Here is a 19,418-nt window from a genome sequence, read left to right as displayed (position 1 = left end):
GATAGCGTCTTTTGATAGAATCAAGCAGGTTGCTGTCTTTCTTTGGCCTGATGCATCATGTCGGTGATGATGCTATTGAGTTTATCCACCAATACATTTACTCCCTCTTCCTTGTCCTCTTCCAGTAGCTCAACGTGATTGAGGAACAGAGTCAATTGTTTGGAAAGCTCGGTCTTCCAAACCACGACCTGAGGAGTCTCATTTTTGGTGTTGTCATTGGTTTTTTCATGATAAACCTGATTGAAGTTTTCATGTGCATTGAGCATTTCTTCCAGCAGATCTGCAACTCCCGCATGGGATATTTCAACAGCACACCTTTCCAGATCGTCCATCAGACTTCTCATTGCCTCACTTTGTGCAATGTATCCAAGATTGTAAAGGCTGAAACCACGCTTTCTCACGATTTCCACAAGTTTTTCTCCCGCTTTCTTGATGGATGGTTCTGTGCGGTAGGAAGCAGAAAGTACTCCATATTTGAAAGCCTGAAAAGCATCATCTCTGAGTAGGTCAGCTTGCTGCACGCGTGAGGCGTGAACGTTAGAGAGCCCCTCATTCAGCGATTCGGAAAGTACATTGGATGCGTCTGTCGTTTTCTTTATTCGGTTTCCTAAGGTGTCTTTTAGCGAAGTGGTATTTACTGCCTGAATCATTCGTTCGGCTATAATTACCAATTCTTCAGAGGTCAATAGTGAGTGTGAAAATTGCTTGAGCATGGCTTGTTGGTATTTAAGTTGGTTAGGTTCTTAGTGCCAAGAAAGTACCTTCTGACTAAATGTAAAACCAAACTTCGATAAGGAATGAGATTTATGGGATGGATATATAAAAGCTTCATAGAATCGAGCAAAAAACGGGTTTAGTTCTATCATATACCAAGAATCATCAAAATTTACTTGCCTCACTTACCACTTTCCGTTACTTTAGAAACTGGTACATGCCGCTGTGAGTGAGAGCACCGCATGCCCTAAATGGTGACCCGCAGGAATAGATACCACCACCGCATGGGAAAATGCGTCCCCCGCATATCCCTAGCACACCCCCGCATATGAAAACCTCTGCCCCGCATGGGGGGATCATCCCCCCGCTGAAAAAAATGACTCCCCCGCACCGGGAGGTCAACGACCCGCATCCAAAAATCATTCCCCCGCAGGGCTGCTGCATGCACCCGCAGATCAACCATCCATCGGGCTTTTTTGAAATAGTAACCTTTTAAATATTATAAATATGAACAGAGACACTATGGATGGCAAGCTACTCTTTGCCGGTAACCTACTCACCAATGCCAGCAGCAATACGGATATAGCCACCGCACTGGCCACCTTTGGCTATACCACAGAAAAGCTGGACGAAGGCAAGGCCCTGCTGGATGCTGCAAGAAACCTGGTAGATAAGCAAAAGCAGGAGTATGGCGAGCAGTTTGCCGCTACCGATGCGATGAATGCAGCTCGTGAGGTGGCCAATGGCCAATATATGATGCATTTGAAAATTGCCCGGATCGCGCTAAAGAATGATCGTGGAGCGGAGGAGAGCCTGCGGCTCAGGGGGGATCGCAAGGATTCTTTCAGTGGGTGGCTCAATCAAGCGAAAGCATTTTATGCAAATGCGCTGGCCAGCCAGTCTATTATCGATGCTTTTGGGCGGTTTGGCATTACACAGGAGAAATTGCAAGCAGGGCAAGCGCTGGTGGCAGATGCCGAGCAAAAGCTGAATGAGCAACTAAAAGAGAAAGGTGAGGCTCAGCAAGCGACGCTGGAGCGTGATGCTGCGCTGGATAGCCTGAATGATTACATCAGTGACCTGGTAGCCATCAGCCGGATAGCACTGGAAGACAAGCCTCAATATTTGGAGATGCTGGGGGTGAAGGTGTAAATTTAGAGGAGTGATTAAGTGATTAAATGAACCGCATTACGGGAGACCGAATGCGGTTTTTTTTGATGCAGCGACAGATCAGTGTCCCGGCATATCTTTCAGCTACTGACGATCAAATACCAGTGATTACGTGATCCTCGTATTTTCCTATTTGGGTGATTCCCGCTTACACAGCATACCTCGTTTTCACAGCTTTGTATCATCATGTGGAATTTAAGTCGTCATTTATGAAAATAAGAAAACCCTTTTTCATCCGGTTCATCACGGATCTTTTGAATAGCATAGCCTCACGCACTGCCAAACGAAGAAGGTTTATTCTTCAAAACTAAAAGTATCATAAGTTAGGTTAGGTTGTGAGAGCATCGGATGTGATTGTCCGGTGCTCTTCTTATTTCGGACAGGTAACAGCATAGGGTATGTCAATGCCCACAAACTCATTCCATTCTTCTTTGGTCAGATTTCTGTTTATCAGTGTGCAAATGCGAAAAGCGAGATAGGCGGGATCTACAGGCCACCTTCTTACATACTCATCACCTCCACCGGTAATCACGTGGGTTCCGGTCGGGTCGAAGCTTCCGGTGAGCACCCAGTCATCGTGATCATCCAGAATAATAGGAAGCTTTCTCGAATCAGTCAAATCCCAGATTCTTGCGGTTCCATCTCGGCTCGTGGTGAGTAGCAATCCTCCGTCCGGGCTGAATTGTATGTCAGTGACGGTGCTTTGGTGACCGGAGATAATACGGATGAGGTTTTTATTTGGGATATCCCATAAGACAATGTCACCCCGGTCACGCCCGATTGCCAGTGTGTTTCCATCCGGGCTGATGTCCAGGCAGTTTATAGAAAAGGATCCCAGCTTATAGCCAAAGTAGGATTGCTGCCTCCAGTTTTCCATAATGTCATCGATGGGGCTTTCTTTCACCTCATATGGCTTCTCCCACGCTTCAAGAACGCCCTCATCCGATCCGGCGTAGATGGTGCCATCCTTTTCGTCTACTTTAAGCTCATTGATCTTCAAGGCAGTTTTTCCCACCTGTTCAGATTTGGCATCAAACCCTTTGAGGATGAGGTCACCTGACTTGGTGACGGTCAGGTACTTCCTTTCTCCTGGCAGAAATGTGGCTGTTTGGACAGGAGTGGGATCTTCTAAAACCTGTATATCCTCCTGTGAATTTTTGGATGTCGGGATCAAAGCCAATCCTTCTTTGTAGAAGATGGCCATAAGTACTTTTCCATCATTGGACATCTCAATGGACTGGATAATTTTTTTGGACTCATATACGGTCTCCGGAATGCTGGTGGGATTTAGTATATCCCATTTCAAAATCTTCCCATCGGTAGAGGAGGAGTAATAGGAGTAAGGATCGGCACTATATACAACTGAGGTTACCGCATTGGAATGTACTCCTACTTGATTGAAAGTCATGTTTCTTGCAGAATCATATCCCAAATACTTATTTGCTTCGTACAGTGCCTGGTAAACATTGAGATGCGAAACATACGGATCTACATTACCATCTTTCCAAAAGTCATAGGCCTGTCTGGCAATAAGGGCCTTTAGTTCTGTGAGATAACCCGGCATAACCAAAGAACGCTGAGACATGGACATGACCAGCTCTGTCGTGGTACGATTGTCCTGTGCATATGATAGGAGGGAAAGCGAAAGTAGGGCGGTGGTGAGTAATTGTCGCATAGTCTAATTTATGCAAATTCCATCAGTATTTAGTACAGTTAGGCATAAGCGGAAATTTCCTGAAAAAACAAAGCCCTTCTCGAAAGGGCTTTGTTTAAATCTAGTTATCATCCTTGGCTTTTAAAGGTACCTGTGGAACAGGCGTTCCATGTGAGCCGTCCTTGCAGCACATCGGCAATTTTTCATATGCTATAGGGTCTCTTGCCAGGGTATCTGCATGATAGCCTACCATTGTGATTCTGGTTCTGATCGTTTGTGCATCCGTCTTTTTAGGGTTATATACCACCGTCACTACCTTGTCTTCGATACTGAAAGAAGCTTCTTTCACTCCTTTTTCAAATGCAAGGTCTTTTTCGATGGCATACTGACACATCTCACAAATTCCAGAGGTTTTAATCTCTATTTTATATCCCCCATCAACCTCTATAGGTTCTTTTTGAGCAGCGGCTGAAATCATTATAAGCAGTCCGAAAAGTGTTAATAAGTTTTTCATTTGTAGTATTAGTTTTTCAAGCAAATCCCCCTTTGAAGGGGGTTAGGGGGATGTTACACCCCTGCAGTCCCCTCAAGGGGACAATTGTTTATATTTAATTTTATCTTTTTAATTTATACCTAAATCCTGCGTACACCATCCGCCCGGCTACTGGAGCCCAAACAAGCGAGGCATCAAAGTTATCACTGAAAGGGTTTTCGGCATCTATGATTGGATCGTCTTGAGTGAAACCAAGCAGGTTTTCTGATCCTACATAGATATTACCCCATCTGAAAGCACGACTCACTTGTGCATTCAATAAGAAGAAGTCTGGTGTGGACGAGCCTCTCTGAAACTCAGCGGGCTTGTCGGAAGTGTCGGGCAATCGCTTTGAGCCGAACCACTGCAGGGTGGCATCTGCTTCCCATTTATCAAATCGTGTTGCATAAGATCCATTTACAAAAAACCTGTCTTGTGCATTGAATGGAACTTTTTGCAGTTCCCCATTGATCGTGGCTCGTACATCGTAAAACTTATATGCGGCCTTGGCACTGAATCGATCGGAGAATTGGTAGTTACCTTCCAATTGGAAACTATGCGCATAGGATTTGCCTCTTAGGTTATAAACCCTAAGCTGACTGGCATTCTGATCCATGTCATAGATCAATTGATTTTCGAAGGTGGTATAGAAATAATCCGCAATCAGATTTAATTTTTTATCCCCTATGCTCACGGCTGTAACAAGACTGCCACCCATATTCCAGGATACCTCCGGTTCTGGATTCTCTTCGATAATTAACTGTCGTGAGGAAACAAGGATGTTACTATTTTCTACAATGGTGTTTGGAGTGCGATATCCTCTTCCGATTGCAGCACGAAGCGTTGTGTTTTCAGAAAACTGGTAGCGAGTATGCAACCTGGGAGTGAAATATGTCCCATAAAGATTATGGAAGTCAGTGCGTGCTCCCGCAAGCAAAGTAAACTTATCTCCAGGAGAGAAGGTGTATTCGTAGTAAAGCCCGGGCACCACCTCTTGTCTAGTAAATGCAGAATCAGCATACACTTCGTCAAACTCATCGTACAGCATACTTACTCCGGTTCTGTAGGAGTGAAACGAGTTTCCGATGATGTTCTGGAATATCACATTGCCGTAAAGGGTTTTTTCTGTTCCTTCATAATTATCCCGTCCAAACCCACCATCAATATCAAGGTAAGATGCGGAATAAATGATGCCCCATCCCTTATAGGGTTTATGAGGGAAAAGGAGTCCGGTTTTACCAAATACCTCTACCCTGGTAGTATTGTTCTGAAAACCATATTGAGCCGAGGTTCTGAAGTCATCTCCAAAATCAAATCCCAGCTGGCCACCTGCTTTTTCATCTCGCATCAGGGTAATCCCAATTTGCGATTCCATGTTTTGTCCCCGGTATTTGTATCTGTTCATCACGTTGATCTGTCGACCTTTGGGAATGTCCATAAACCCATCGTCATTCTGATCTACTTCGCTGTTGAAGTAGTTGGAATGAAACAGGAGGGCAGTGCTCCACCGATCGTTGATGTCACGCGCATGGTTTGCATTCACCTCCAATCGTCCAAATGAATTAGCGTATGCGTTTAAGTAAAGCTTTTCACTATTCTCTGGTTTTTTGAGCTCAACATTGATCTGACCGGTCATAGATTCGTAACCATTCACTACCGATCCGGCACCTTTTCCAACATCAATGGACTGAACCCAAGTGCCTGGAACATAGGAGAGTCCGTACCTGCCGGATAAACCCCGAACATTGGGAATGTTTTCCCGATTTATCTGAACGTAACGCCCATCTAAGCCAAGCATTCGGATTGTTTTTGCTCCACTCACAGCATCGGTGAATGAGACGTCCACAGACGCATTGGTTTCAAAGCTTTCGGAGAGATTGCAACATGCTGCTTTTGTTAGCTCTGCCTCAGTGATCACCTCCACATGTTTTGATTCCAGATTGTCCATAAAGGTGCTGCTTGCCTGAACGACCACTTCTTCTAATTCTGATGCATTTTCTTTAAGCATGATATGCATCATTCCTGATAGATCGGCAGCAAGGGTGTCAGCTAGAAATCCGCTGTAGGATACAACTAGTTTGCTATCTCGAGAGGTGAGCTTCAAGGAAAAGTCTCCGTCTACTCCGGTTACCACTCCGTTTTGCGTCCCTAGTTCCATTACTGTTGCACCAATGAGTGGCTCGTGATTTTGATCGGCTACCATCCCGCGCACTGTTTGAGCCTGGGATGTAAGCATCGATAAAGTTGATAGGATATATAATAAAGTATGTTTGTTCATGATTGTATTTTTTAGTCAATAGAAAATTGAATGACGATACAGCATCGTCTCAAAAACACAATCGGGTATTATATAAGAAAAGACTGTATCAAGACAGGAATGTCCCTGTCGGGGAGAGGCGGGTCATAGTTTTGAAATGAAGACTTTTCTTGTTCGATTGCAAAATCAATATTCCTGAGCAGGATATGATTGATGATTGCTAGCTCAAACAAATCAGGGTTTGCATCAAAATCGAAGCTTACAGTAGTTATTTCCTCAACTTTCAATTCCTGACTTGTATCCTTGCAGCAAGGCATCTGCTCTTCCTCACCTTCGAAGCAGTGCTGAGCATGAGCATTCACCGCCACAGACTTAAGCCTACCCATACAATAATGTTTATTGAGGGTAATGCCCGTTGTTGCTATCAGCAACACCATTGCTAGAAGACTGTTCGCTATGTTTTTGGCTATTCGCACTGTTGCAAAGATACGTAAATGGTTGCTATATGTTTCTAATGACAAGCCTTGTCAAACTTCTTGAGTTTGTAATAATTGTAAGGTAGGGGCACAAGGAATCCTACGATCAATGCGGGAATTAACGCCAACCAGTACCAAATATCATCAAAGGCAGCCTTACCTCCGGTGATCATAAAGTCGGTGCTCGTCATAGCAATCTCCATAGCAACCATGGAAAGAAACGACATGCCAAGCGCAGTTTTAAAAGCATCCATCCATCCAAAATTTTCTCTCGCTTTCATTAGGATTGTTTCGAGGATAATCGAGGTACAAAGTCCTGCAATTATTGCTAAGATCATCTGCCACATCATTGGAGTAGATGGGTGAAATGCCTGCAAGTAAAAGACCATACCAAAATCACCTATTGAACATCCAACCAGACAACTGAAGGTATTGGTTGAAGCACGTTTCCATTTACTCCAGTCCTTCCAGAATGACTTTTCATCCTTTATTTGATATCCTTTCTGGTTTAAGAGATGATTTAGATGCTCTTTAGATATTTCACCATCAATTGTAAGGGAGACACCATTATCAAAATTGGCTTCCCAATGTTTGATTCCAGCCTCATTGTCCAGTAGAGGGCTTACTTTATCAACACAGTTTTGACAGTGTAGTGTGGTTTGTACTTCCATCGTTTTCATACAACAAAATTGAAGTGTTCATTGATCCCCTGCATTACACCATTTTGAAAATCATTTATATTATTTTGATCATCTAGATCACGCCTTCTGCTTCCAATACTTTGCGCATCCTTTCATGCTGCTTCCAGAAGTTGGATTTGATTTGTTCTACTGCTGGTTTAAACTCTTTGTGTCCTGACATCTCCAAAAGGACTGGGTCTTGCTCCAGAAACATGATCAACCAATAGAAAAAGTCTTTCTGATTTGTGAATGCCTTCAGATGTTTAATCCCTTCATCAACATCTCCTTTTACAGCAAAATACCCACTCAGAGCCAGTTCTTTATATATTGAGTTATCTTGATCAATGTAAGTTTTGAAGCTTTTCATGAATCTTTCCGCCTCGTCAGGCTTGTTTAATTTATAAAGGACATATGCGATCTTCAAATCTTCCCCAGCATAGATGTCTAACTGTAGCATGTCTTTTGTAGCTACGAATCTCTGATAGTACTCCCAAGCTTTTTCATAGTCTCCCATGGTGTAGTACACTTTGGCTATTTCCTGAATTACATCGAGTCGGGCAGAGTCTTTTTCCAAAATCTGAATAAGTCCATTTTTAGCACGATTGAGATCGAAATCCTGTGCCATTTTGATATATACATATAAGTATTCTGAGAAGTAATTCTGGGGGTTGTAGGCAAGCGACTGCTTCACATACTTCACTGATTCGTTGATAAAACCTGACTGAGCCAGCGCATTTGCTAGATGTAGATAGGTGAAGCTTGCTTCTACTGAATCCTGATCTGAGACTGCATTTTGAATTCCTCGAATGGCATGGCGAAGATATTTCTCCGTATTAGGAATGTTAGTGCGGTAGATTTCTGATAGAAAATTATGAACCCAACCTGAATTTGGGTTGAGCATCAGAACCTTATCCAGAAACTCGATGGCTAGATCGTACTGCTCATTTTGTGTATGGTATAATGCCTTAGCAATGAGGCTTTCCCCTAACTCAGGGTCAAGGAGGATTGCTTTGTCAGCAAAGCTATTGATGGAGTCTCCATGCTTTTGATCAATTTGGTAGATGTCGATGTAGTAATAGCAGATAGCTATGTATGCATGCGGATTGGCAAAATATGGATCTTCAGAGATCGCCTCTTCAAAATAGTCAATGGCCTGATTCAGCTCTTCAGATGTATTAGCCCGCTTAGTAATGTCAAGACCTTTTAAGAATAGGTCATAGGCTTTCAAATTTTCCGTTGGGATTTTTTCAATCAGCCGTCTTGCCTTAGGGGAGACAATAACTTCGATTTCGGTGGCTATGGTTTTAGAGATTTCAGATTGTAGTTCGAAAATATCTTCAATTCTACGTTCGAAACGACTGGACCATATCTGCTGATCTTTTTCCGCATCAATCAGCTGAACAGATAGTACGATCTGGTTACCTATTTTTTGACCACTCCCCTCTACAAAGTACCCTACTCCCAGTTCTTTGGATATCTCGGGTATCGACTTTTGGCTACCACGGTATTTCTCTGCAGTGGTTCGGCTGGTTACTTTCAGTTCTTCAATTTTCTGAAGATTGCCGAGTATGGCATCCATTACGCCATTGATTATATACACGTTGGTTGTGTCATTGCTGTCATTTTTGAATGGCAAAACTGCTATGGACTTTATTTCTTTTTTGGATGGCTCATCTGGATAGAAAACCCATACAAGCATGCTGATGACAATAAGAATGGGAATAGCAATCAGCCATTTGTTCTTCCCTGTCTTTGCGCTGGTTTCTATATCAGAATCTACATTCTCATTTTGTTGCTTCCCTGGGGTTGTGCCAAATTCTTCACGGTAACATTTAGTGAAGTACGAGGTACTGCCAAAACCTACCTTATACGAAACTTCTGATGCTGTCAGCTCATTTGTTTGAAGCAGCCGCTTTGCATGATGAAGACGCACCTTCCTGATAAATACACTTGCCGATAATCCTGTGAGATTTTTGATTTTCCTCAATAAATTGGACCGGCTCATGTTTAGCCGTTCTGCAAGTTCTATTACACCAAATTCCTCATCGGTGAGATACTCATTGATAACACGGATTGTCTTTTGAAGAAAAGTGTCTTTTGGTTCAAGAAAGTCTGACATCAGGGAGTTTGATTGACGTTGCAATAATCGTCATTTTTTGCTCGCAAAAAGACCTTTTGCGTCATAGTTTATATGCTATCCTCATAGTTGTTAGAGATAAACCATAGTTAATAAATCTGTGAGCATGGTTGTTAAATGTGCCTTTGAGTCATATCGGAGCTTTGTATCATCAAATTATTTCAACATTTAAATCATAACAAAAGATGAAAAATTTAAAATCTATCACAGGTCATTCGGTATTGATTATACTAATGGTTACTTCACTTACGACCATCTCCTGTGAGTCAAAAGGGCAGAATAGCGAAGGAACTGAAGCTCCAAAAGTTAACATTCATGAGGCGGCTTTCTTTGGTAATGTAAATGCGATCAAAGCTCACATTGCCAATAAGTCAGATCTAAATGTGAAAGATGCCTATGGATCTAGCCCTCTTACCATAGCTGCTCTTTTTGGTAAGACTGATATCGCGAGATTACTGATCAATGCTGGTGCAGAATTGAACATCAGAAGCGCGGATGGAAGCACTCCTTTGCATACGGCTTCCTTTTTTGGAAGGGAAGAGATCGTGAAGATGTTGCTAGCCAAAGGAGCGGACACCTCTCTAACAAACAACTACGGAAATACGGCTCTAGAGTCTGTATCAACTGATTTTGAGGAGGTTAAAGAAGTATATGATCAGATGAGTAGAGACCTTGGACCTCTTGGCCTGAAGCTTGATTATGAGCAGTTGAAAAAAGTGCGTCCGCAGATTGCTCAGCTAATCCGCAATGCTCAATAAGTGATAAAAGGATGGTAGAGAGAAGATATGATATCGACTGGCTTAGGGTGATTGCGATTGGGCTACTGCTGATCTATCACATAGCCATTGCTTTCCAACCCTGGGGTGTTTTTATCGGGTTCATTCAAAATGATGATTCTGTAGAGAGCTTCTGGACTCCTATGTCCATGCTCAATGTCTGGCGGATTCCGCTACTGTTTTATGTGTCGGGCATGGGAGTCTACTTCGCCACGCGACGCAGAAATTGGAAAGAACTCTTGCTGGAGCGGACCAGACGAATACTGGTGCCATTTATATTTGGGATGGCTGTCATTGTCCCAATACATGTTTTGATGTGGCAGAAGTATTACCATCAGCCGTTGAGCTATAAGTTTGATCCCGGTCATCTGTGGTTTTTAGGAAATATTTTTTCTTACGTTCTGATCTTTTTGCCTCTTTATATTTTATTCAGAAAAATCAAAAATGATCAGATTAGGAATATACTCGATAGGATTTTTAAAACGCCTTTAGGGATGATATGCCTAATAATCCCATTCGTTGTAGAAGCAGTTTTAATCAAGCCTGAAAATTTCGAAATGTATGCGTTCACCGCTCATGGTTTTTGGTTGGGGATGTGTGCTTTCTTCCTTGGGTTTATCTGCATGATGAGTCGCACATTTTGGCAAACAATTTCAAAATGGAGATGGCTATGGTTCATTATTTCGATTTCCATGTTTGGAGTACGATGGTTGGTTTTTGAATTGCAGGCAGAAGGTTATTTAATGGCTATTGAGTCCAGTTTTTGGATTTTTACCGTGTTTGGATTTGGCCATAAGTACCTCAATCAACCAAGTAAGTCGCTGAGTTACCTGAGTGAATCTGCATATCCCATTTACATCATTCATATGATTTTTCTTTACATGGGGTCGGTGCTTCTGTTCGATTACAACTTATCCGGAGAGTGGACATTAGCTCTGCTAACCGCCTTTACATTTTTAATGTGCTATCTCTGCTATGAATTTCTCATTCGAAGAGTTCGCTTCCTGCGGCCTCTCTTTGGATTGAAAGGGTAGAAGAGGAGAGAGGATGTCTGCAATGGACATCCTCTTTTAAGTTTACTCATATCTAAGTGCACTTACAGGATTCATTTTGGCAGTTTTAAAGGTCTGAAAACTCACCGTGATGAAAGCTATGAGGGAAGTGATGATCAATGCGAGAACAAAATTCAAAGGATTGATAGATGTGTGATACGCAAAGTCATTTAGCCAGTCATTGCCATAGTACCAGATCAAAGGAACGGCTAATAAATTGCCTAAAATCACAAGGTATATAAATTCTTTTGACAGGATGAAGATGATTTGACCAATGCTGGCTCCCATCGTTTTTCTAATGCCTACTTCTTTAGTTCTGCTTAGTGCAACAAATGAAATCAGTCCGAGCAACCCGATCGCTGAAACGATGATGACAATGACTGCAAAAATGGTAAGCACTCTGGCAAGCTGATTTTCCTCTCTGTATTGTCGGTCAAAGTCCTCATCAAGAAAGAAGTATTCAAGCGGATAGCTGACATATGTCAGATCCCAAATGTTTTCAATGCTTTTGATCAAATCATAGGTTTGAGCTGCATCATAGCGAATAGCATAATATCGCCCATATTTATCACCTGCATAATCCATCGCCTTCGGCCAAATTTTTTCCTGCAGACCTAATCCATGATAATCTTTCACCACTCCGATCACAGTACCTGCAGGGGTTCCTGAAGGTGACACGATTTTTCTTCCAATAGCATCATTTGCACCTTGCCAGCCCATTTCCAGCATGCAGGTTTCATTGATGATCAACCCCTCTTCAAGTTCAGCTGTCTTACTAAGATCAAAATCATGCCCGGCAATTATTTCGAGACCTAAGGTTTTGACATATTCTTCATCAATGGCCATGTATTCTGTTACCACCTGATCACCTTCTATTTTTCCCGGGTATGCCCACTGTCCCTGCCACCCGGGTCTGCCAGGAAGGGCATTAGTGTGAGAAACGGATTGTACACCAGGTAAAGTTTTTAGCTCATTTTTCAGAGCTATTCTTCCACTATTTCGAGGTAGATCAGAAGCATCTACAATGAGCATTTGCTCTTTGTCAAAACCTAACTCCTGATTTCTCATGTACGAGATTTGATCAATAACCAGGATGGTAGCTAGTACCAGAGCTGAAGAAATGAAAAACTGAAAGGTGATCAATAGTTTGCGAAGACTCAATCCATGATAGGCTTTATCCAATTTGCCATTGAGTGCGTTCAAAGGCTTTAGTCCTGAAATGATGAGCGCAGGATAATAGCCTGAAAGAAATGATACCAAAATGATAAGTAGTGAGACTCCTATAATAAAATTGGAATTTAGGAATGAATACACCGAGTAGTCTTTGAGCATTAGTTCGTTAAAGAATGGAAGTGCAATAGCAATCATTAGCATAGCAAAACCAAAAGCAATGAGTGTTAGAAGAAATGATTCGATCATGAATTGCCCCAAAATTCCTTTTCGCGAGGATCCGACAATTTTCTTCATTGCAACTTCTTTAGATCTATAGGCAGATCTGGCGGTACTTAAGTTGATGTAGTTGATGGATGCTAGTAAAATAAGGAATATGGCAATGATCGTCACAGTTTTCACACGCTTTAGCGAGCCCTTAGGACCAAACCCATTGTAGACTGGACTGTTTAGGTAAACATCATTTAAGGGAATAAGCTTTGTGGTAAACTCAACGCCCATCTCATCCAGCCATTCACCAATGTTTTCGTCATAGATATTGGCTACTTTGGTTTGAAATGCCTCTGGATCAACAGCCTCTTTTAAAAGGACGTAATTTCTGACATCAAAATTGCCCCAACCTTCGCTGTAGCTGAAATAGCGAAAATCCGGAAATGTGGAAAAGGACATGAGCATGTCAAACTGGATGTGTGAGTTTTTAGGTAGTTGTTTCACAACTCCAGTTACCTTGAAATCAACCGAATCTCTTAGCGTCAATGTTTGACCCAGAGCAGAACCGTCAAAATATACGTTTTCGATCGCCTCGGTAATGACGATCGTGTATGGATCCTTCAATGCAGTTTCCGGATCTCCTGATTTCAAAGGGAAAGAGAATAATTGAAAGAATTCTTCGCTTGCATAAAAAATGTCATGCTCATATCGTTTGCCCTGGTGGTTGAGTTTAAAAGCGGAAGAACTGTGGCGGGTGTAAAGTACAGCTTCGACCTCCGGATATTTGGTTCTAAGCTGATAGCCAATTGGGTGAGCGTTGGTTTCCATGGCTCCATCTGATGAAGCTGTGACTACCTTGTATATTCGATCGCCTTTTTCGTGAAAATTGTCAAAGGAAAACTCATCCGAAGCGTAAAGTAGGATGAGACTCCCAATAGCCAGTCCCAAAGAAAGCCCAACCAAATTGATAGCTGAGTGAGTTTTGAACTTAAGAAGGTTGCGAAATGCGAGTCTGATTGTTCTCATGATTGTAATGATTAGTCCTATTTTGTAAATCCATTTTAAGTTTTTGATCAGGCTAAGTCTGAAAAGTTTGAATACGCCAAGCGTATATTGAAATCTGGCCTCTCTGATAGAAAGAGCTTCTATGTCATCATAAAAAACCTCTTCCAGATCACCCTCAATCTCTTCGATATAGTCCTTGTTTATGAAGAGTCTGAGAAACTTTCCAGCCCATTTTGGTGGAGTCTTGTTAGACATGGTCAGATGGTCTTATAGCTACTTTCCAGCGCAATGTTCTCCCAGAATCCGGCTCTGATTTGCTTGATCTCACTGAGCACCTTGTGAGCGTGTGGTGTTGCAGTATAGATTCGCTTGCGTTTACCACCTCTTTTGTTAGTGGCTTCACCAAACTCAGAATTAAGGAATCCTTTTTCTTCCATTCGTTTAAGAGCAGACTGGATCGATCCCACGCTTAGTCGCTCTTTCAGCCTGGATTCCAGTTCTCTTTTAATCTCAACACCATATGCTTCTTCCTTAAGCAGAATCACTGCCAGAAGCACCATCTCTTCAAACTCGCCCAGTTTAGTTTTCTTCATTTCTCTTTCTAATTTATTTTCACTGTTTCCCTCAAATTTTTAAGATGAAAGCCAATCGCTCTCAATGAATAGGTTAAGCGGCACGCTTATATTATTCGTAATTGCAGTAAAAATAGTTACAAATATTATTCGTAATTGCAGTTTTTATTGATAATATGCTCAAATGTTATCAATAGGCCTTCTGGAGATGGTTTTCCCTTTCTTAAATTGAGTAGGGGTGAGGCCGGTTTCTTTTTTAAACTGAGCGGATAGATGAGCCACAGAGCTGTAGTCCATCTGGTAAGCAATTTGGGAGAGAGTGAGCTGGTCATAAATCAAGAGTTCTTTTACCCGCTCAATTTTTTGGGCTGTTATGAATTTTTCAATCGTGATACTTTCAACGGATGAAAAGAGTCTGCTAAGCGAGGCATAGTCTTTACCTAGCTTATCTGCGAGGTATGTTGAAAAATTGACTTTGAGGGGTTCATGGCTATAGTGAATTTGCTCAATGACTAACCCTTTGATATTGCTGATCATTGCTGAGGTTTTATCTTCCAGCAACTCAAAGCCCTTCTCCTTTAAAATGGGTACAAGATTTCCCCTTTGTACTTCATCCAAAGGCCTCTTCAATTGTGCTTCACCTAGTGAAACCTGGTCAAACCCAATATTTGCCTTATCTAAAGCATCCTTTACAGCTTCGATACAGCGTGGACAAACCATATTCTTAATGTGAATGATGGAGTTCATTGATTCAAATTACAAAAAATGTTAAAGGATTAGTTCCTTAACATGCTTTAACATATTACTTGTACAAAAACACAACTTAAAAATTAACTTGTGCGTTTGTACAACAAATCATCGATAAATATGAAAACATTACTCTACATTTTAGCCATTGGACTTGCTATTTCAGCCACATCTCAACAAAGAGGAAAACAGTCATTGGCTCAACTGGAAGAAAGCCCTGCAGGGACAAAGATCATCTGGTTTTTAGATGCGGTTAAATCTGGTAAGATGTCTGAGGAAGCCGTTGAGAAATACTTCGCACCAAAACTCATTGAAAAAATGGGTGCAGATAAGTTAAAAGGAGCCTTTGAAAACATTCGGAATAATGATGGAACATTGATCATGTATCAGGCAGATCGAAAGAATATGACCGAGTATAAACTCATAGTGAAAGGAACAAAATCCAACGAATGGATGGAAATGGGATTCTTTTTTGAAGACAATCCGCCTTACAGGATTGCTGGATTTACTATAGACACTACAGAAAAATCATTTGACTCACTAGAGGCAATGTATCCAAAATCTAACTAAACAAATATGAGAGGGGAACACTTGGGCGAGCTTGAAGAGCTAGTCTTACTTACAGTCGGGTCACTGATGCAAGAAGCATACGCAGTTGCTATACTCGAAGAGATTATCACTAATACTAATCGTAAGATGGATGTTACGGCAGTTCATTCTGTTTTGAGAAGATTGGAGAAAAAGGGGTTCGTGACCTCAGAGATGGGAGGAGCAACATCTGACAGAGGCGGAAGGCGCAAGCGCTTCTTCACTCTTACTAAAGCAGGTAGAAGAGTATTGGATGAGACTATGGAACTCAGACTTTCTCTTTATCAAAAAATGCCCAAACTAACATTTTCAGTTTTGTCATGACTCATTATCCACCCAAGTGGGCCGATCGATTTTTAGAATGGTACTGTGACGAATCCCTCGTGGAGGATTTGCAGGGAGACCTTTATGAACTCTATCTGAAAAGGAGAGAGAAGCGAGGAGGTTTGATAGCAAACATATCCTACTTCTGGTGGGTGCTAAGATCAGTCAGGCTTTCAGCGATTAAGAAAAACCAAAAACTCAAAAACTCAATATTTGCTATGACTAGGAATAATTTTAAAATAGCACTACGTGTGCTTTGGAGGGATAAGTTCAATTCCTCGCTAAATCTATTTGGATTAATAATAGGAATTACATGCTTTCTGCTCCTTGGCTTCTACGTAAAGCAGGAAATAAGTTTCGATCATTTTCATTCAAAAAAGGATCGTATCTACAGAAGCTGGCTGAAAGAAGACTATGGTGAGGGTCAGGTGTTTTTCAACTCTCATACACCCTTACGGTTTGAATCGTTGTTTGAAGACAACTTTCCGGAAGTTGAGAAATCTGTTCAATATATTTTGTCAAATTTCCTGGTTGGCAGGGGAGAGAACAGAATCAATGAATCGGTGGCGATCATCAGCCCTGACTTTTTTGAAGTGTTTGATTTTCAATTGATTGAAGGGGATAAGGATAAGCCACTGCCTACACCCAATGACATCATCATATCTCAGGAGTATGCCCGAAAGTACTTTGGTGACAATGACGCGCTGGGTAAAACAATTTCGCTAGAGGTTGGGCAGGATATCAAAGATTTTAAAGTATCAGGCATTTTCAAAGACATCAGATATGAGTCCAGCATCAACTTTGATTTGGCAATCTCTACTGACAATAACCGAACATTATTCAGTGAACGAGCGATGAATGCGTGGTTCAATGTAGTGGCAGAAACCTACGTGCTGCTTAAAGAAGGAGCAAGCATTGATAATGTGAATGACAAGATGCAGGATGTAGTCCTTAGTCAGATGGGTGATGTTAGCTATGGAGATGAGGCCATGCAGCGCGATCAATACAATATTGGGCTACAGCCCTTAACAGATATTCATTTAAATCCTGATATCCCTCTAGGGAATGCCCCGGTAGCCAACCCTCAGTATGTTTTCATTCTTGGCACCATCGGTCTGTTAGTTTTGATAATAGCCTGTATTAATTATACTACTCTATCAGCCGGACAGTCTTTGAGAAGAGCAAAAGAGGTGGGCATGAGGAAGGTGCTGGGAGCATACAAGGGTACGCTTGTTTATCAGTATTTGAGTGAGAGTATTCTATTGACGACCATTGCCATGCTCATTGGTGCTACCTTTTCTTATTTGCTCATCCCAACATTTAACAGGCTTACCGGAACCGAAATATTTCTACAATTTGAAATGTGGCATGTGGGTATTTATGCTCTGCTGGCTTTAATAATAGGCACGATAGCAGGATCTTATCCTGCACTGGTTTTGTCAGGATTTAAAACCATCAATATACTCCGAGGCGGTAATCAATCTCCAGGAAAGATGACTACTCGAAAAGGTATGGTAGTATTTCAATTTCTAATTACCGTCTTTCTCATTACAACCACTCTTATTATGAGAAAGCAAATAGAGTATTTGCAGAATAAGGATTTGGGTATCAAATATGATGCAGTGATCTCTACTCAAATGCGGGCAAGTCCGTCAGCACAAAGGCTGTCAGAGAGAATTACTTCAGGATTTGACAATGGACAATTGCTAAAATCACGGTTGGAAAAATATCCGGAAATTTCAGATGTGGCGATGGGTTCGCATGTGTTTGGCACAAGTGGATGGGCTCACCTGGCATATTCTGATGATAAAGGAGTTTTCAGATGGTTTAGGTTGCTATGTGTAGATGCTAATTATTTTAAAACATTCGGAATTGATATGCTACAGGGGCGTGGTTTTGAAGAAGGAAACGGCCTAGATATGAGACAGTCAGTCGTTCTGAACAAATCTGCTGTAGAGCATTTTGGCTTAAAAAATCCTTTGGGAGCCAAACTTCCGGGTGATGAATTTGGAGATCATCAGATCATTGGTGTTACAGATGATTTTCACTACTCTTCTTTACACTCTGAAGTAGAACCATTGGTCATTGTGATGAATCCAGTCCCGATTTTTATGGGAATCTCAGATGCTAATTTCGCTGACTCACCTATCCCAAAATTGGTATTTACCTACAATGGTTCTAATCTTTCTGAGGGAACGGACATTCTTAAGAAGGAATGGGAGGCTCTTTTTCCGAATGAAAGCTGGAATTTTAATTTCATAGATGAACAAATTGCTGCTCAGTACGAGAGTGAGGCCAGAATGAATAAGTTGGTGACCATCGCAACAATTTTATCCATTATAATAGCCAGCTTAGGACTTCTTGGACTTTCTATGCTAGTAGTAAACAGCAAAGTGAAAGAGATCGGCATAAGAAAAGTGATGGGTGCGTCACCTGTATCTATTTTCCGACTTTTGGCCAGAGGATTTTCAATTCAGCTACTCATTGCGATCATCCTTTCCATTCCAATTACTATTTACATGATGAATAAGTGGCTGGACAATTTTGCCTATCGTACAGACATTGGAGTCTGGATATTTGCAATAAGCAGTCTGGCGTCATTGCTCATCGCTTTCCTGGTGATCAGCTATCATACAATGAGAGCAGCTAAAGTCAATCCGGTGAATTCGTTGCGAACAGAGTAGCCTATTTGCCTTTGAATTTTACTTTCACTACCTGCTGGAAGAAAAGATTGTTGGGGACGGTAAATATGCCGTCCTCATCTTCCAGGGTAGTATAGATCAGTCCAATATCCTTCACCTTTCCTGATACTTCCTTCTCCACTAGGACCAGTGTGTCAGTGATCTTAAACGGGTTGATAGTATAAATGATAATTCCAGCGACGATATTGCTAAGGATACTCCAAATGGCAAAAAAGCCAATGGCAATTACACCAAGTATGCTACCAAGTGATACCCATAGATTGTTTAGATCACCACCCCACACAATGACCAGCGTGACCAAAGTGACGGCATATAAGGATATGATTAGTATTCGCTTGGTAGCAGCGGTGCGGTTGAGTTCATGCTGATACTTTCGGCCCAGTCGGCTAATACTCTTTTTGATAAGCCATTTTGAGGTGAAAAAAATCACTGCCACTACGGCAGTAAGCACAAACTTGAAAAGTACAGAGGGATTTAAATCGTTGAGTGTCTCGTAAATTGATTGCATGAGACAAAGTTAATCTCTCAGGGCCCATTGAATTGAGACGAAAGAAGAAATAAAAAAAGGCTACTCGATACAAGTAACCCTTTTGAAAGCAGAATTTAAATATTTGACAAGTAAGGTTTGAATTAGCCGATTAGAATACTTACT

17 protein-coding genes are annotated in these 19,418 nt (G+C 41.6%); 6 read left to right on the top strand and 11 right to left on the bottom strand.

Annotated elements, in window-relative coordinates; translation table 11 throughout:
• Nucleotides 1-20 precede the first annotated feature (20 nt).
• Nucleotides 21-713: a DUF6261 family protein gene (locus tag ACEQZT_RS01125; RefSeq protein WP_370086390.1), complete on the bottom strand. Its 693-nt coding sequence runs from the start codon at nt 711-713 to the stop codon at nt 21-23.
• Between the two features lie 508 nt (nt 714-1,221).
• On the opposite strand from ACEQZT_RS01125, the gene ACEQZT_RS01120 reads away from it, so the two are divergent.
• On the top strand, nt 1,222-1,866 hold the full coding sequence (locus ACEQZT_RS01120; RefSeq protein WP_370086388.1) for a hypothetical protein: 645 nt from the start codon (nt 1,222-1,224) through the stop codon (nt 1,864-1,866).
• A 388-nt stretch (nt 1,867-2,254) separates the two neighbouring features.
• Here the strand turns inward: ACEQZT_RS01120 and ACEQZT_RS01115 are convergent, their stop codons facing one another.
• The 6 genes from ACEQZT_RS01115 to ACEQZT_RS01090 form a co-directional block, all read right to left on the bottom strand.
• Nucleotides 2,255-3,559 carry a WD40 repeat domain-containing protein gene (locus tag ACEQZT_RS01115; protein ID WP_370086386.1) on the bottom strand — a complete coding sequence of 435 codons (1,305 nt, stop codon included), beginning with the start codon at nt 3,557-3,559 and terminating at the stop codon, nt 2,255-2,257.
• A gap of 100 nt (nt 3,560-3,659) precedes the next feature.
• A complete protein-coding gene (locus ACEQZT_RS01110) occupies nt 3,660-4,052 on the bottom strand; it encodes a heavy-metal-associated domain-containing protein (protein WP_370086384.1) in 393 nt (130 codons plus the stop codon).
• Between the two features lie 100 nt (nt 4,053-4,152).
• On the bottom strand, nt 4,153-6,306 hold the full coding sequence (locus tag ACEQZT_RS01105) for a TonB-dependent receptor domain-containing protein (RefSeq protein ID WP_370086382.1): 2,154 nt from the start codon (nt 6,304-6,306) through the stop codon (nt 4,153-4,155).
• Between the two features lie 110 nt (nt 6,307-6,416).
• Entirely contained in the window at nt 6,417-6,713 is a 297-nt protein-coding gene (locus ACEQZT_RS01100; RefSeq protein WP_370086380.1) for a hypothetical protein, read from the bottom strand.
• A 125-nt stretch (nt 6,714-6,838) separates the two neighbouring features.
• On the bottom strand, nt 6,839-7,483 hold the full coding sequence (locus tag ACEQZT_RS01095; RefSeq protein WP_370086378.1) for a DUF4396 domain-containing protein: 645 nt from the start codon (nt 7,481-7,483) through the stop codon (nt 6,839-6,841).
• Nucleotides 7,484-7,556: 73 nt separating this feature from the next.
• Nucleotides 7,557-9,602 carry a helix-turn-helix domain-containing protein gene (locus ACEQZT_RS01090; protein WP_370086376.1) on the bottom strand — a complete coding sequence of 682 codons (2,046 nt, stop codon included), beginning with the start codon at nt 9,600-9,602 and terminating at the stop codon, nt 7,557-7,559.
• Nucleotides 9,603-9,805: 203 nt separating this feature from the next.
• Between ACEQZT_RS01090 and ACEQZT_RS01085 the strand changes: the two genes are divergently transcribed.
• Nucleotides 9,806-10,378 carry an ankyrin repeat domain-containing protein gene (locus tag ACEQZT_RS01085; protein WP_370086374.1) on the top strand — a complete coding sequence of 191 codons (573 nt, stop codon included), beginning with the start codon at nt 9,806-9,808 and terminating at the stop codon, nt 10,376-10,378.
• An 11-nt stretch (nt 10,379-10,389) separates the two neighbouring features.
• Nucleotides 10,390-11,430, top strand: coding sequence for an acyltransferase family protein (locus ACEQZT_RS01080; RefSeq protein WP_370086372.1), 1,041 nt, complete (start codon nt 10,390-10,392; stop codon nt 11,428-11,430).
• Between the two features lie 42 nt (nt 11,431-11,472).
• On the opposite strand, the gene ACEQZT_RS01075 is transcribed toward ACEQZT_RS01080, so the two are convergent.
• From ACEQZT_RS01075 to ACEQZT_RS01065, 3 genes are all read right to left on the bottom strand, one after another.
• On the bottom strand, nt 11,473-14,088 hold the full coding sequence (locus tag ACEQZT_RS01075; RefSeq protein WP_370086370.1) for an ABC transporter permease: 2,616 nt from the start codon (nt 14,086-14,088) through the stop codon (nt 11,473-11,475).
• A 2-nt stretch (nt 14,089-14,090) separates the two neighbouring features.
• Complete coding sequence (locus ACEQZT_RS01070; protein WP_370086368.1) at nt 14,091-14,426, bottom strand: PadR family transcriptional regulator; 336 nt, start codon at nt 14,424-14,426, stop codon at nt 14,091-14,093.
• Between the two features lie 159 nt (nt 14,427-14,585).
• A complete protein-coding gene (locus ACEQZT_RS01065) occupies nt 14,586-15,152 on the bottom strand; it encodes a helix-turn-helix domain-containing protein (RefSeq protein WP_370086366.1) in 567 nt (188 codons plus the stop codon).
• Nucleotides 15,153-15,272: 120 nt separating this feature from the next.
• Here ACEQZT_RS01065 and ACEQZT_RS01060 point away from each other — a divergent pair, with 120 nt between their 5' ends.
• The 3 genes from ACEQZT_RS01060 to ACEQZT_RS01050 are packed head-to-tail and all read left to right on the top strand — an operon-like array spanning nt 15,273 to nt 18,748.
• Nucleotides 15,273-15,722: a hypothetical protein gene (locus ACEQZT_RS01060; protein WP_370086364.1), complete on the top strand. Its 450-nt coding sequence runs from the start codon at nt 15,273-15,275 to the stop codon at nt 15,720-15,722.
• 6 nt (nt 15,723-15,728) lie between these two features.
• A complete protein-coding gene (locus tag ACEQZT_RS01055) occupies nt 15,729-16,064 on the top strand; it encodes a PadR family transcriptional regulator (protein ID WP_370086362.1) in 336 nt (111 codons plus the stop codon).
• The gene (locus ACEQZT_RS01050) at nt 16,061-18,748 is read left to right on the top strand and encodes an ABC transporter permease (protein WP_370086361.1); all 2,688 of its coding nucleotides are present in this window, start codon (nt 16,061-16,063) and stop codon (nt 18,746-18,748) included. Before ACEQZT_RS01055 ends, ACEQZT_RS01050 begins: the two co-directional genes overlap by 4 nt.
• Before the next feature lies 1 nt (nt 18,749).
• Here the strand turns inward: ACEQZT_RS01050 and ACEQZT_RS01045 are convergent, their stop codons facing one another.
• Nucleotides 18,750-19,274, bottom strand: a complete 525-nt coding sequence (locus ACEQZT_RS01045; RefSeq protein ID WP_370086359.1) for a mechanosensitive ion channel family protein — start codon at nt 19,272-19,274, stop codon at nt 18,750-18,752.
• Between the last annotated feature and the right edge of the window lie 144 nt (nt 19,275-19,418).

The organism is Ekhidna sp., assembly GCF_964218185.1.
Lineage (GTDB): Bacteria > Bacteroidota > Bacteroidia > Cytophagales > Cyclobacteriaceae > Ekhidna.
This window is presented reverse-complemented; position numbering and strand designations above follow the sequence as displayed.